This window comes from Pedobacter sp. MC2016-15 (assembly GCF_026239695.1).
Taxonomy (GTDB): Bacteria; Bacteroidota; Bacteroidia; order Sphingobacteriales; family Sphingobacteriaceae; genus Pedobacter.
On record NZ_JAPIVS010000003.1, the window covers coordinates 270,742 to 283,864 of the forward strand.

The window sequence follows — 13,123 nt, forward strand, 5'->3', positions numbered from 1 at the left end:
ATTTATTGCACTGTCGTTTCAGAGTAACTTACAGCAGAAGCAGCAACCACAGGGGCTTTCTTAGCACCTCCTCTGTTTGATCGTGCTGTTCTGGAATACACAGAAATCTCACGGTTAAAAAGAAATTGGAACAATAACCTGGTGTATGAAGTATGATAGCCCAGGCTTTCATAGTGCTGATCTGCGATCGCTTTTAGCTGCGGCAATTTATTCCATGGTACCGAAGGGAAATCATGGTGCTCATTGTGAAAGCCTACGTTTAGGTTTACCAGATTTAATCTGCCATAATAACTTTTTGTTTCCTGATGATCTCCATGTGTGAGGAAGTGCTCCTGTACCCATCTTGCTCCAAGCGGGTGCAAGCCCACAGAGAAGAAAAAGCTCAGTGTTAAAAATGTAAAGGCCATCCATCCGAACAGGTAAACAATTGCAGTAGCAAATACAACTTGAACGGCAATATTAATTACCGTCCAGGTATCAAATAAATTGATCTCCTTTAATCGCATGGGTCTGAGTGCCTGAAAAATAGGGTAAAATAACAACCATACAGCTTTGCCGGCGGTAGAATTATTGATCAGTTTGGCTTCCCAGCGATTGGGCATATCAGCGTCCAGTTCTTCAACCCCCTGGTAAGAGTGATGCTTCATATGGTATTTCGTGAAGGATACTGCGCTTGGAAAAATCAGCGGAAGATTTGCAATGATACTGCTGATGACATTTAATGTCTTATTTTTAAATACCAGGTTATGTGAACATTCGTGGATACAGATAAACAGGGTATGGCAGGCGAAAGCACCAATAAGGTATGCTGCAATCACACTCCACCACCAGGCCTGGTATTGCAGAATTCCTGCGAGGGTTACCTGCAGACCTACACAAAACAAAATAATGAGGAAGGTGTATGGGTTACGGCCGATCAGCGATCTGATCTCCGGATGTTCTTTTATAATCGTTTTTGTACGCAGCTTATGCGGTTCCACTTCGTCCGACCAGTTGAAGCTAGTTTTTTTATTCATAGTAGTAGTTTTGCTAGGAAGCAGTAAGATATGTTTTTAAGATGACAAACTACTCGTTTGAAAGTATAAATAGTCGTTATTTTAAGTAAATGTGTTGGATTTCAAATAAAACGATGAATCTTTAGCTATTAAAATATTAAAACGATTTTTTGATCATCAGAAATTGTTTGCGATGATTATCTATATTTGCCGTAATCATGAAAATTAAATACCTACTTCTACTGGTGTGTGCAACTGTATGTTTCACCTCTTGTTCAAAAGATAGTTTCGACGCTGATGCACAGTTCAGGTACGATACTACAGCTATCCGCAAATTTATTATTGCCAATAACATTCCTGCAGTAAAAGATAACTCTGGCTTGTTTTACCAAATCATTGCTCCTGGTACTGGCTCAGCTACCTATACTGCAAATACTCAAATCACTGCTGAGTATGAAGGGAAATTATTAGATGGTGCTGTTTTTGATGCCACAAAAAGTGGATCGCCAGTTACCTTTGCATTGGGCGGTGTAATTACCGGTTGGCAGATCGCAATTCCGCGTATACAGGCCGGAGGTAAGATCCGTATGATTATTCCTTCTGCATATGGTTACGGAAATTCAGGTGCCGGCGCTATTCCGGCAAACTCCATCCTTGATTTTACAGTTACGCTTACAGCGGTAAAATAATTGCTGATATCAGGGTGCAAATTGTGCCCTGATATCGCTATACTGCAAATCTTTATAATTTTCTATGTAGATGCTACATGGCGGCAACTCCTCCTTAGTATGGCTGCTGAGTACGCCCACAACACGCATTCCTGCGTTTAAAGCCGCCGATACGCCTGAAAATGAATCTTCAAAAACGAGGCACTGGTCAGGGGAGACTCCAAGATTGCCTGCAGATTTCAAATACACCTCAGGATCAGGTTTATGTTTGGAGACGTCTTCACTGGCGAGTACAGATCCGAAATGCTTTCTGATGGGTACTTTCGTGAGAATTAGGTCCAGGTTTGCACGCGGTGCAGAGGTAGCTACCCCAAGTTTCACACCATTGCTTTTTAGGTCTGCAATGAAATCCACAATGCCGGCAATCGGATCAATATGCGGTTCATAGATCTTCCGGAATAGTCCCTCCTTTTCGTCTTCCATCTGAAGAAACTCTTCTCCGGTAACAGGTCTTTTTAAAAAATGACTGAGGATATAACTATTGCTTTTACCAAACATATGCTGGGCAAACTCTTCATCTGTGGGAGCGAGATTTCTTGCAGAAAAAAACTCGCGGAAGGCTAGGGAATGATAGGGGTTGGTATGGCAGATTACACCATCCATATCAAAGATCACAGCAATTTCATTATTCATGCCGCAATTTACCATGTTTAGCTGAAAAATACTCACCGCTATAGGGGATTTAAAATTTTGTGCTTTTTAGCAAATTTTGCTGAATGATTTTAAACACTTCTGAAATATACGATGTCGTTATCATCGGCGCCGGCCAGGCCGGCCTTTCCGCAGGATATTTGCTTAACCAGCATCATCTCAGCTATGTAATCTTTGAACGTGGCAACATCGGGGAATCCTGGCTCAACCAGCGCTGGGATTCTTTACAACTGGATACACCCTCATGGATGAACTGTTTACCGGGAGAAATTCCTGATCCGGTAAACAGCGGCAGATTTACGGAAGCAAAAGATTTTTATCAGGGACTGGTTGAATATGTTCGGATAAATGATATTATAGTAAAGGAGCATTATCAGGTAACTGCTGTAGATAAAGATGACAGCACAGGACTGTTCGATATAGAAACCATCCATAAGGGAGAAATGAAAATCTGGCTTGCGAAGAAAGTAATTGTGGCTTCAGGAACATTGAACGAGCCTGTGATCCCTTTAATGAGTAAAGAATTACCAGCTCAGATGATGCAACTTCATTCTTCCCAATACCGAAATCCTGACCAGTTGCCTGCAGGCAATGTATTAATCGTAGGTGGTGCAAAATCAGGGGCTCAGATCGCTGAAGAACTGGCCGCAACAGTACATAAAGTTTACCTTGCAACAAGTAAGGTCGGCCGGATACCACGGCGGTACAGGGGCGAGGAAATCACGAAGTGGTTAGTTGGCTCAGGCAATTTTGACATGAAAGGTGATGATTCCGATCCTGCACTTTCTGGTAATGGAGCTCCTTTTTTAATCTCTGGCGGTGGTCTTCTGGGGCATACTTTGAGTTTACAGGGATTATATAGGGAGGGAGTAACACTTTTGGGCAGACTGCTCGGGGCAGAGGAAGGAAAGCTTCTTTTTGCGTCAGATACCGTTGATAACATCCGTTTTGGTGATGAGGTATCTGCAAAATTAAAACAGATGGTTGATGGTTATCTAGAGAAAAATGGCATTGAGGCTGTAGAGGGCGAACTGGATGAAGCTGATCTGCCGGACCCTACCGGATTAAGCGCTTCGCCTGATACCGAACTGGATATCGCAGAACATGGAATTACTGTTGTAATCTGGGCTACTGGGTTGCGAGGTAGTTTCGGATGGCTAAAACTGCCAGTGTTTGATCAGCAAAGTAAGTTGGTTCATGAGCAGGGAGTATCACCGATCAGGGGGCTTTTTTTTCTGGGATTTCCATGGCTCCGCAGCCGCAAATCAGGAGTGATCTATGGTATGAAGGAAGATGCAGCATTTATTGTTGAACAACTGCTGAAGCAGTGAGTTACTGCTGTTGCTGAATTTGCTGCATTAATTCGAGATTTCTGCGATAACTATTGCTCTGACCTACCGGAATTTCTGGTTCCGGATCATTAATTTCTGCGACAGGATCAAGGGTTTCTGTTACTCCGTCATCATAACTTACAATCACCTGGACGGTCAATTTATGACTTGAGGCACCTTTATAAACTCCTTTGACCGGTGAGCAATCTGTAAAACTTCTGCCATAGGCAAGAACAACATAGGTTTCATTGGCAATACAGTTGTTAGTGGGATCAAGTCCCAGCCATCCGTAAGAAGGTATGTATGCTTCTACCCAGGCATGGGTAGCACCTTCACCGCGCATACCGTTCTTATTGGGGCAAATATAACCACTTACATACTTTGCCGGAATATTAACCATCCTCAGCATTTGTGAAAGAATATGGGCGAAATCCTGACATACGCCGGCTTTCAGCTTCCAGATTTCGTCCAGCTGGGTTTGAACAGTTGTTACCCCCTGTATGTAATTAAATTTTTCATAGACGAAAGTACAGTAACTGAGGGCAGTCTGATAGGGGGTGCCAATTTCTGGAATGCTCTCACTGATCATCATTCGCAATTGCGTTAAGCCATCAAATGCTTCCCATTTCAAGTAATCAATATAGGGAACCTGGTAGCGTAACCTTTGGATTTCGTCCCATTCCATTGCTCCAAACATCGTCTCAGATGGTAATTCCTTCGCTGTTGTAGTTACCGTGAGTTCAGAATAAATTTCCAGTTCCCTGTGCCGCTCGCTATAGGTGAAGAATCCAACCTGATTACCATAGTAATCTACAAATGTATCTACACGGGGTTTTCCTGAAATTTTCAAATCGTGTTTCAGCACTTTCTGGTGCTCATTTTCTTTAGGATATAAGATGATATGATTCACACTGTCTTTCACCAGGGACTCATAGGTATATTTCGTAATATGTTTAATGTTAAACTCGGGCATGTTGAAAGTTTTTAAGACAATGAAAAACAAGTTTGGTTGAAAGCATTTCCTATGCCGTACAGTTCGGACTTGATTTCTGCGAGAAACAGGTGCAGGTCATCTTGTTTCAGTCCCTTGAGTGCACTGTATTTTACTTTGCTCTGCAGTCTGCCGATTAGAAACGCCAGGTCTCCCGGATTAATATGCCCGTCAACCTTTAAACGCTCAAAATACTTATTCAGCTGGTTCATGGAATAGATAACCGACCTCGGAAATTCGTTGTTCAGTACCACCTGAGCGAGTACATTTTCTGCTTCAATACCCTGGCGATAAGTTTTTAAATACAATTCATAGCCGCCTATCGATAGTAACAGATGTTTCCAGTAACTCGTGTTGGTGAGCAGGTCGGGATTGTGATCTACGGATCCAAACTTGATATCAAGGACATCAACCGATTGAATACTGCGTTCGAGGTATTTTCCTATGCGCATAAAACTACTGCATTCATTTCTGGGCATTGTAACCTCTGTAGTGCCATAAAACAAAGTTCCCTGCTTGATCAGAATATCCAGCACCGAGATCGGATCATCCTTTTTTAGCATGAGCCTGAGCTTTGGATCTTTTACCGTATGATAATACTCATTGAGACACTGCCATACATCTTTCGTAATGTGATCCTGCACACTGCGCGCGTTCTCTCTAACCTGCGTAATGATGTTGATAATAGAATTGGGGTTATTCCTGTCCGTCACCATAAACTGCAGTACAGCACGACTGTTGAACTCAATCCCTTCAGCACCCCCGGGATCGGAACCACAAAAAATGCGGATCACCGGGCGCCATGAAAATTCGGACACTGCATCCTGCGAAGCTGCATAATTTATTTTAAGCATGCGCAACATACCATCCGTTCTTTCTACATAACGGCTCATCCAATATAAACTCTCTGCAACCCTGCTTAACATATTATTCTGATCATTTAATTTATGAAAGTACCCATGTATCTTTACTGCCACCGCCCTGTGAACTGTTTACTACCAATGAGCCTTCTTTTAGGGCTACCCTTGTTAACCCGCCGGGAACGATGGTGATCCCGCTGGGTCCGCAAACGGCAAAAGGCCTGAAATCGACTCTTCTGGGCTGTAATACTCCATTCATATAACATGGTGCTGAGGACAGGCTGATCGTTGGCTGCGCGATAAACTGACGCGGATCCTTCATGATCTCCGTTTTATATGCTTCAATTTCTTCAGGACTGGCTGCGTGTCCCATCAGCATCCCGTAACCTCCGCTGCCGTTGGTTTGTTTCACCACCATATTATGAATATTATCAAAAACATGCGCACGTTCTTCTTTATTTCCCAATTGATAAGTTGGTACGTTTTTTAACAAAGGTTCTTCGTTCAGGTAGTACCTGATCATGTCGGGTACATATACATAAACCGCTTTATCATCTGCTACACCATTGCCAACTGCGTTTACGATGGTGACGTTTCCTTTGCGGTATGCATTCATCAGGCCCGCTACCCCCAGCAAACTATTGGCATTAAAAACCAGCGGATCCAGGTACTCATCATCAACCCGCCGGTAAATAACGTCTACCTGCTGCAATCCGGCAGTAGTTTTCATATAGACTTTATGATCTTCAACAATCAGATCGGGACCTTCTACCAGTTCAATTCCCATTAATCGGGCAAGGGTGGTATGTTCAAAATATGCCGAGTTGAAGCTGCCGGGACTCAGCAGTACGATCGTAGGGTTGTCAATTTGCCGCGGTGATAATTCCCGAAGATTATTGTATAATACATTTGGATATTCTGTTACACTCCTGACCTTACACTGCGGTAGCAGGTCCGGAAACAGCCTCTTGGTAATCTCGCGGTTCTCGAGCATGTAGCTTACTCCTGAAGGGGTACGCACATTATCCTCAAGAATATAGTATGTGCCGTCGTTGTCCCTGATGAGGTCAATACCTGCAATATGAATGTAAATGTCATGAGGTACTTTTACATTACACATTTCCCTCAGAAAATGAGGGCAGGAATAAATAATCTCGATGGGTACAATTCCATCTTTTATGATGAACTGATCACTATAAACGTCTTTTAGAAAAAGATTTAAGGCTGTCACCCTTTGTTTAATACCTTTTTCAATATATTCCCACTCCTTAGCATTAATGATCCTCGGAATGATATCGAAAGGGAAGATCTTTTCGATGCCCTCCCCACTGTTATAGACAGTAAAGGTGATTCCCTGACTCATAAAAAGAACTTTGGATAACTCTTCTTTTTTATTGAGTTCCTCAGTAGATTCAAGTTCAAGGTAATCCATAACTATTTTGTACTCATTCCTGACCTGTTTCGAATGATCAAACATTTCATCCCAGGTATTGCCGGGCATATTATATAATTCTGTGTGTGTATTTTTAATCATATTAGCCGGATGATATAATTTCAGGTGAAATATTGAGAGTATGAGTGTTTTATTTTGTTAAAATATGAATATTTATGTGTTATAAACAAGTTTATTATAGATAACATCTGTTAATATCGAATTATTTTAGTAAAATGAACTGATTTTAGAGCTGGCAGATGTAATTAGCAATAGATTTAATGTAAAGAGATGTTATGACGTATTGTTTGGGTATAAAAGTTAAGGATGGATTGGTGGCAATCGCAGATACAAGGGTCACGTCGGGTACCGATACTACTGAGAAAAAGAAAATATATCTCTATCAGAAAGACAAATACTCGCTTTTCATCATGACCAGCGGTTTGAGGTCTGTGAGGGACAAAGCGGTACTCTATTTTAAAGAGCGGATTGATGAAGGTATAGAACACAATAAGTTGTATAAAGCAGTAAATGACTTTGGGGAGCAGGTAAAACGTGTAGCCAGGGAAGACAAAGAATCGCTGGAAGCATCAGGATTTAAATTTAACCTGAATACCATTATCGGCGGGCAGCTGAAAGACGATGAAGAACATAAGTTGTTTTTGTTGTATCCCGAAGGAAACTGGGTAGAATTGGGACAGGGAGCGCCATTTGTAATTGTAGGTAACTCAGGTCATGGTAAGGCTATTCTGAACAGGACGCTGAGTAATGAATCGAGTATGCACATGGCATTAAAAAGTGGCTTTCTCTCTTTTGATTCTACCCGGGTGAGTGCAAATGATGTTGATTTTCCGATTGATGTGGTGTTATATCAAAACAACAGTTTTGAGATGATTGAACAGCGGTATACAAAAAAAGATCTTGAGAATATTTCTGAGCAGTGGGCAGAAGAACTAAAAATGGCATTGGATAGGATCCCAACCGACTGGATGGATACAGCCTTTAATAAAATGCAGGTTTCTAATGACAATGAAATATGAAGTTTGAAGTAGCTGCAAATGTATCTTATAAAGCATTTTCAGATGCCACGCTGATTCTGAATGTGCAGCCATTCAGATCTTCAGAGCAGGTGGTGCTGGAAGAGAGTTTTACAACCAGTCCGGCATTGAAAATGAAAGAACTGAACGCGATGTCCGGTGAGAAAAGGTTCAAAATTATTGAGATCCCCGAGGCAGGTGATATTACGGTTAGCTATAAGGCAATTGTGGAGAATCGATTCAAGATTATACCTGCTGAAAAACTTGATGATGTGCCGATTAGTTTGATGCCTGCCTCTGCATTGAATTATCTAAATCCCAGCCGTTATTGCCAGTCGGATAGATTATACAGATTCGCTTACCATCAGTTTGGAAGTCATCAGCATGCGTATCAAAAAGTAATGGCTGTGCGCGATTGGATTTATAGAAATGTGCAATATGGTGGTTTTACCACCGCACAAACATCAGCATATGATACCATTACCGAACAAATAGGAGTGTGCCGTGATTTCGCTCATCTTGGAGTGGCGCTGTGCAGAGCGCTGACCATTCCGGCCAGATATTTCACAGGATATGCTTACCGCCTTACCCCACCAGATTTTCATGCCTGTTTTGAAGCCTATTTGGGTGGTCACTGGATCGTGATTGATGCTACTAAACTCGCTCCCTTAAATGGCCTGGTGAAAATTGCTACAGGGGTCGATGCTGTAGATACAGCCTTTGCGAGTATTTTTGGTAATCTCCAGTTTTTGAATATGAATGTCAATACAAAATCACTCAACGCCGTGTTTGAGGAGCTCGACTTTGATTCAACTTCACAAGGATACTCTTATATTTAACTACGCTTCCCGACGACCTCTTGGGTGATCTTTTTCTTCTATTCCAAGGTCTCTGAGACATCTGTCGTAACCATCTTCAAAACCCTGTTTCAATAATCTGCTTTTTTCATCTGAGTTGAGTTCCCGCATCTTGTTGAAGTAATCTGAAGATATAGCATGCATCGGGATCATACGCACCTTTACAAGGTGCCGGTTTCTTAGTAGTTTCATAGCTATAGGGTCTGGTCTATAAGGTATTACGTAAAATTGCTGCGTCTGGTTTAAGGTTTTTGCTACTTTTCTAAAATAATTTTATTTTCTACAAATATTTTCATTTCAGATAACTAAAGTTAGTAATAATTATTAATAAAAGAACTATTTTGTCGTTATTGTTGTCTGTTCGATTTGTAAAATGCAAAATAGTAAATTTCATTATACGTGAAAATCTAATTTTTCAAATTTTTGTAAGAACACGCTGAAAGCCTGACATTCAGGCTTTCAGCGTGTTCTTACAACTATGGAATAATGTCGTATTATTTTTTAGTCCAATCTATTCTGGCAGATAAGAACATAGTAACAGATATAATTACGAACAACCCTATGCTGCCTACGATCAATGCGAGGTCCTGGAGCTGAATGATCACATAGATAAAGCCATAAAAAAGGCTGAGTATCCCGGCAAAGACAACTGCCGGTTTTTTACTTTTTAACAGAGCAGCTATGAAAGAGCTGATCAGAACTACTGTACACAAGGAAGCAATCAGATAAGCGCTGTCAAAACCAATTTGTTCACTGAAAGAAATGAGCAAAGTATAATAGATCGTCATCGCTGCCCCGATCAGTATATATTGTAAAAAGTGAACTTTCCTTTTGAGCATGAGTTCTGAAAAGACAAGAGATATAAAGGTGAGCAGGATAATTAATGTTGAATATTTGGCGCAACGCATTGTTTTCTGGTACTGGTCAACACCTAATATAAACTTCAGGCCAAATGTGTTGTCATCTGCGGCATTTTCAGGTTTTAGGGTGTCATAGGGTAAATCTCTTTCATTTTTTTGTTTTGCAGGCCCCCTGGTGTTGAGTACCGTATTTTTTGCTATCCATTGCTGGGGTACTGTTCTGTTGAAGTGAGCCATTTTCCAGCTGGCAGTAAATTCTTTTGCAGAGATTTTTCTCCTTTCCGGAAGATAGCGGCCGGTAAAACTAGGACTGTTCCAAGCTCCTTCCACAGTAACATTCGTACTTTTACCCAGGTGCTGAAAGTTCAGTTCTGTACTTCCACGGAGGTCGAGCTCAAAATTAAAAGTCAGGGCTGTGTTCTTCTGTGTGCTTAGGTTAGGCAGGCTGACCAGGTTATTCGTAAAGAGATCCAGGGAGCCAAAGTCCGGCTCTACAGCCTGGGACAAACCATCAATTTTAATAGACGGGTTGTTTTTTAAGCCTTTCAGATCACTTAGTCCGATAATTACTTTCGCCTTGTCCCATTGGATCAGCGCCGGGTTGATTCCGGATTTGCTGATTTCCAGTTCGCTGAACTTTCCGTCTACCCTGATTTTGGTATTGTAAACCACTGCATCAAATATTCCCCTGTGTAATACTTCAGGATCCACATGACTATTAATATTCAATACTTCGGGTAAGATATAGATATTGGTGCCGGATGGAGTGTAAGGTAATACAAGCACCGGGCCTTCTATCAGTTGCTTACCTGACCATTTATCAGATATTTCTTTTACTACTTCATCCTGCCGCTCCTCTCGCTCTTTGATTAGCTCCTGAATTGCGTTGGATGGGATCAGCAAAATGAGGGTTAAAAAACCTATGAAACCTAATTTGACTAAAACTGATTCCCCGAACCAGTTCCTTGCGGCAGTTAACTGCGATGTTTGTTGAGTGTCCATGATGAGTTATGTTATAATGAAAGTACTTTGTATTTCAAAGTGTATAGATAAAAAAATTATTTCCGCTGCTGTTTGATTAAATTTTCAAGTGCCTGCAGATGCTTTTTAAAAGCATGACGGCCATTATCAGAGGCAGCATACTGCGTGTTGGGCTTTCTGCCTAAAAAGGTCTTGTTAACTGAAATATAATCCTCTTTTTCTAAAGCTTTTAAGTGGGACGCAAGGTTTCCGTCAGTTACATTTAATAACTCTTTCAGTGAATTGAAATCGTAACGGTCGTTTGCGACCAATACGCTCATAATTTGCAGGCGTATACGGTTTTCAAAGGCTTTATCAAATTCTTCTAATGATACGTTCACTGTTTGTATTTAAAATGCATGACAGAACCGTAGATGATATGAAGCAGACCAAAGCCCATCATCCAAAATAGTATACTATAAGCGGGAAAAAGCATTGCCGCAAGACCTATGATGATCTGGCAGTAGCCCAGCCATTTAACATCGGAAAAGGTAAACTGACTTCCTGCAATCAGCGAGAGTCCATAAAATATCAGTGATGCCGGAGCAATGATCCCATAACTACCCTGAAATAGTAAGATCAGCATGAACAGTCCGCCCGTAAAGAGCGGGATAGACATGTTAACTACTAAACGCTGGCTAACCGGGTTCCAGAAGTTTTCACCTCTTTTGCGTGCCTGTCTGATGGTGAGGAAAATGCATGTAAGTAATGATAACAACAGTACGGTAACCGCTATCAGAAACAATTCTAGTAGTACCCGGGGTTCGGTAACGTATTGGTCTTTGTAGTCCAACTCTCCAAAGTCACTATCAACCAGTTTGTAGCCAATAAATGCGCCTATCAGTGCATAAATCCCCGCCAACACACCTGAAAGTCCGCTGAGTGAGATGAACTTAGTGGAACGTTCCATTAGATTTCTGATGGAGCTGAGTTCGTTATAGATGTCTTTTTCTTGCATTATTGAAAGAACTTTGAAATACAAAGTAAAATATTAATTTTCAACAATGCAAGATTTATCTGATAAGGTTTTACCTATTTATCTTTTATTTTGAAATTTCGTAGATTTAATTAGTCTGATTGCCAGATTTAAGTGTCTTTACGTTGAATCAGCCTGAATTTTACTAATTATATTATGAAAAGAAGAGAACTTGTTAAAAGTTTAGCAGCACTGCCTCTGGCGGGAGGTATTATCGGCAGTGGATTATCTGCTTTTGCAGCAGAGAAACCAGTGGCACCGATACGTGATTTTTTTAAGGAACTGGGTGTAACACCTGTTATTAATGCAGCTGCAACGATGACATTTTTATCAGGTTCACTGATGCTTCCGGAAGTAATGGATGCGATCAACTCTACGAGCCACCACTTTGCAAACATGTATGAACTGCAAGATAAGGTAGGGGCAAAGATTGCTGAAATGCTTCATGTTGAGGCAGCGATGGTTACATCTGGGGCTGCCTGTGCAATGCTGTTGGGAACAGCAGCATGTATCACAGGATTGGATGAGCAAAAAATCAAGATGCTTCCGAACTTTACGGGTGAACGTCCGGAAGTGATCATCCAGAAATCACACCGTTATTTATTTGATCAGGCAATTACCACGACTGGCGCAAAATTCGTAGAAGTGGAAAGTGCTGAAGAGATGGATAAAGCATTTAATGCAAACACCGTGATGGCACTGTTTTTCAATGCTGGCGAAGTTGGGAAAAACCCGATCAGTCACGAGAAGTTTGTAGAGCTCGCTAAAAAGCACAAAGTTCCTTCATTTATAGATGCTGCCGCGGATGTGCCACCAGTTGAGAACCTGTTTAGATTCCAAAAAATAGGTTTTGACTTGGTTACTTTCTCAGGTGGTAAAATGATCAGAGGACCTCAGAGTGCTGGTGTCTTGTTTGGCCGGAAAGATCTCATTGAAGCCGCAAGGGCGAACCACAGCCCAAATGAAGCTCCGATCGGACGACCGATGAAAGTGAATAAAGAAGAGATGTTTGGTATGTATGCCGCGTTGAAGGCATATATTGAGAAGGATCATAAAAAAGAATGGCAAGACTGGCTGGACCGCGCTGCCCGTATGAATAAAGCTTTGGAAGCTGTCCCAACTGTTAAGTCAAAAACTGTGATCGCTCCGGGACCTGCAAATGCCTTTCCTGGTCTGGAAGTGTCATGGGACCAATCAAAATATAAAGTAACTGGTGAAGATGTTAAAACGGCTCTAAAAAACGGTACCCCAAGTATTGTCATCAACGGTAATAAAAATGCATTGCATGTAGGTATTGTGTTGCTGAAACCTGAGGAAGTTGATATTGTTGTCAACCGCGTTAAGGAAGTATTGTTGAAGACTGTTTAAAATTATCTAACCAAATT

General features: G+C 41.4%; 14 protein-coding genes. 5 read left to right on the top strand and 9 right to left on the bottom strand.

Annotation, left to right across the window (positions count from 1 at the left end; translation table 11 throughout):
* Window positions 1–2: 2 nt before the first annotated feature.
* Entirely contained in the window at window positions 3–1,016 is a 1,014-nt protein-coding gene (locus tag OQY15_RS10145) for a fatty acid desaturase (RefSeq protein ID WP_265790978.1), read from the bottom strand.
* Window positions 1,017–1,213: 197 nt separating this feature from the next.
* Here OQY15_RS10145 and OQY15_RS10150 point away from each other — a divergent pair, with 197 nt between their 5' ends.
* Window positions 1,214–1,684: an FKBP-type peptidyl-prolyl cis-trans isomerase gene (locus tag OQY15_RS10150; RefSeq protein WP_265790980.1), complete on the top strand. Its 471-nt coding sequence runs from the start codon at window positions 1,214–1,216 to the stop codon at window positions 1,682–1,684.
* Between the two features lie 9 nt (window positions 1,685–1,693).
* Here the strand turns inward: OQY15_RS10150 and OQY15_RS10155 are convergent, their stop codons facing one another.
* The gene (locus OQY15_RS10155; protein ID WP_265790982.1) at window positions 1,694–2,356 is read right to left on the bottom strand and encodes an HAD family phosphatase; all 663 of its coding nucleotides are present in this window, start codon (window positions 2,354–2,356) and stop codon (window positions 1,694–1,696) included.
* Between the two features lie 83 nt (window positions 2,357–2,439).
* On the opposite strand from OQY15_RS10155, the gene OQY15_RS10160 reads away from it, so the two are divergent.
* Window positions 2,440–3,705 (top strand): NAD(P)/FAD-dependent oxidoreductase, encoded by a 1,266-nt coding sequence (locus tag OQY15_RS10160; protein WP_265790984.1) that lies wholly within the window; start codon window positions 2,440–2,442, stop codon window positions 3,703–3,705.
* Window position 3,706: 1 nt separating this feature from the next.
* On the opposite strand, the gene OQY15_RS10165 is transcribed toward OQY15_RS10160, so the two are convergent.
* From OQY15_RS10165 to OQY15_RS10175, 3 genes are read right to left on the bottom strand one after another with little or no spacing between them, the layout of a single operon-like run.
* Complete coding sequence (locus OQY15_RS10165; protein ID WP_265790986.1) at window positions 3,707–4,678, bottom strand: transglutaminase family protein; 972 nt, start codon at window positions 4,676–4,678, stop codon at window positions 3,707–3,709.
* Between the two features lie 11 nt (window positions 4,679–4,689).
* Complete coding sequence (locus OQY15_RS10170; protein WP_265790988.1) at window positions 4,690–5,622, bottom strand: alpha-E domain-containing protein; 933 nt, start codon at window positions 5,620–5,622, stop codon at window positions 4,690–4,692.
* Between the two features lie 19 nt (window positions 5,623–5,641).
* The gene (locus tag OQY15_RS10175; RefSeq protein ID WP_265790990.1) at window positions 5,642–7,090 is read right to left on the bottom strand and encodes a circularly permuted type 2 ATP-grasp protein; all 1,449 of its coding nucleotides are present in this window, start codon (window positions 7,088–7,090) and stop codon (window positions 5,642–5,644) included.
* A gap of 194 nt (window positions 7,091–7,284) precedes the next feature.
* Between OQY15_RS10175 and OQY15_RS10180 the strand changes: the two genes are divergently transcribed.
* Entirely contained in the window at window positions 7,285–8,028 is a 744-nt protein-coding gene (locus OQY15_RS10180) for a peptidase (protein WP_265790992.1), read from the top strand.
* Window positions 8,025–8,864, top strand: a complete 840-nt coding sequence (locus OQY15_RS10185; protein WP_265790994.1) for a transglutaminase family protein — start codon at window positions 8,025–8,027, stop codon at window positions 8,862–8,864. Before OQY15_RS10180 ends, OQY15_RS10185 begins: the two co-directional genes overlap by 4 nt.
* Here OQY15_RS10185 and OQY15_RS10190 read toward each other — a convergent pair whose 3' ends face one another.
* The 4 genes from OQY15_RS10190 to OQY15_RS10205 all read right to left on the bottom strand — a co-directional run bounded on the left by OQY15_RS10190 (window position 8,865) and on the right by OQY15_RS10205 (window position 11,720).
* Complete coding sequence (locus OQY15_RS10190) at window positions 8,865–9,074, bottom strand: hypothetical protein (protein WP_265790996.1); 210 nt, start codon at window positions 9,072–9,074, stop codon at window positions 8,865–8,867.
* A gap of 302 nt (window positions 9,075–9,376) precedes the next feature.
* The gene (gene creD, locus OQY15_RS10195; RefSeq protein ID WP_265790998.1) at window positions 9,377–10,744 is read right to left on the bottom strand and encodes a cell envelope integrity protein CreD; all 1,368 of its coding nucleotides are present in this window, start codon (window positions 10,742–10,744) and stop codon (window positions 9,377–9,379) included.
* Window positions 10,745–10,800: 56 nt separating this feature from the next.
* A complete protein-coding gene (locus OQY15_RS10200; RefSeq protein WP_265791000.1) occupies window positions 10,801–11,103 on the bottom strand; it encodes a transcriptional regulator in 303 nt (100 codons plus the stop codon).
* Window positions 11,100–11,720, bottom strand: coding sequence for a hypothetical protein (locus OQY15_RS10205; RefSeq protein WP_265791002.1), 621 nt, complete (start codon window positions 11,718–11,720; stop codon window positions 11,100–11,102). The genes OQY15_RS10200 and OQY15_RS10205 overlap by 4 nt, the downstream gene beginning before the upstream one ends.
* Window positions 11,721–11,894: 174 nt before the next feature.
* Between OQY15_RS10205 and OQY15_RS10210 the strand changes: the two genes are divergently transcribed.
* Window positions 11,895–13,106, top strand: coding sequence for an aminotransferase class V-fold PLP-dependent enzyme (locus OQY15_RS10210; protein ID WP_265791004.1), 1,212 nt, complete (start codon window positions 11,895–11,897; stop codon window positions 13,104–13,106).
* Window positions 13,107–13,123: the final 17 nt, after the last annotated feature.

What these genes read in the sequence shown, in the direction of transcription:
- OQY15_RS10145 (WP_265790978.1), bottom strand. Translation starts at nt 1,016, where the DNA reads ATGAATAAAAAAACTAGCTTCAACTGGTCGGACGAAGTGGAACCGCAT.
- OQY15_RS10150 (WP_265790980.1), top strand. Translation starts at nt 1,214, where the DNA reads ATGAAAATTAAATACCTACTTCTACTGGTGTGTGCAACTGTATGTTTC.
- OQY15_RS10155 (WP_265790982.1), bottom strand. Translation starts at nt 2,356, where the DNA reads ATGAATAATGAAATTGCTGTGATCTTTGATATGGATGGTGTAATCTGC.
- OQY15_RS10160 (WP_265790984.1), top strand. Translation starts at nt 2,440, where the DNA reads ATGATTTTAAACACTTCTGAAATATACGATGTCGTTATCATCGGCGCC.
- OQY15_RS10165 (WP_265790986.1), bottom strand. Translation starts at nt 4,678, where the DNA reads ATGCCCGAGTTTAACATTAAACATATTACGAAATATACCTATGAGTCC.
- OQY15_RS10170 (WP_265790988.1), bottom strand. Translation starts at nt 5,622, where the DNA reads ATGTTAAGCAGGGTTGCAGAGAGTTTATATTGGATGAGCCGTTATGTA.
- OQY15_RS10175 (WP_265790990.1), bottom strand. Translation starts at nt 7,090, where the DNA reads ATGATTAAAAATACACACACAGAATTATATAATATGCCCGGCAATACC.
- OQY15_RS10180 (WP_265790992.1), top strand. Translation starts at nt 7,285, where the DNA reads ATGACGTATTGTTTGGGTATAAAAGTTAAGGATGGATTGGTGGCAATC.
- OQY15_RS10185 (WP_265790994.1), top strand. Translation starts at nt 8,025, where the DNA reads ATGAAGTTTGAAGTAGCTGCAAATGTATCTTATAAAGCATTTTCAGAT.
- OQY15_RS10190 (WP_265790996.1), bottom strand. Translation starts at nt 9,074, where the DNA reads ATGAAACTACTAAGAAACCGGCACCTTGTAAAGGTGCGTATGATCCCG.
- creD (WP_265790998.1), bottom strand. Translation starts at nt 10,744, where the DNA reads ATGGACACTCAACAAACATCGCAGTTAACTGCCGCAAGGAACTGGTTC.
- OQY15_RS10205 (WP_265791002.1), bottom strand. Translation starts at nt 11,720, where the DNA reads ATGCAAGAAAAAGACATCTATAACGAACTCAGCTCCATCAGAAATCTA.
- OQY15_RS10210 (WP_265791004.1), top strand. Translation starts at nt 11,895, where the DNA reads ATGAAAAGAAGAGAACTTGTTAAAAGTTTAGCAGCACTGCCTCTGGCG.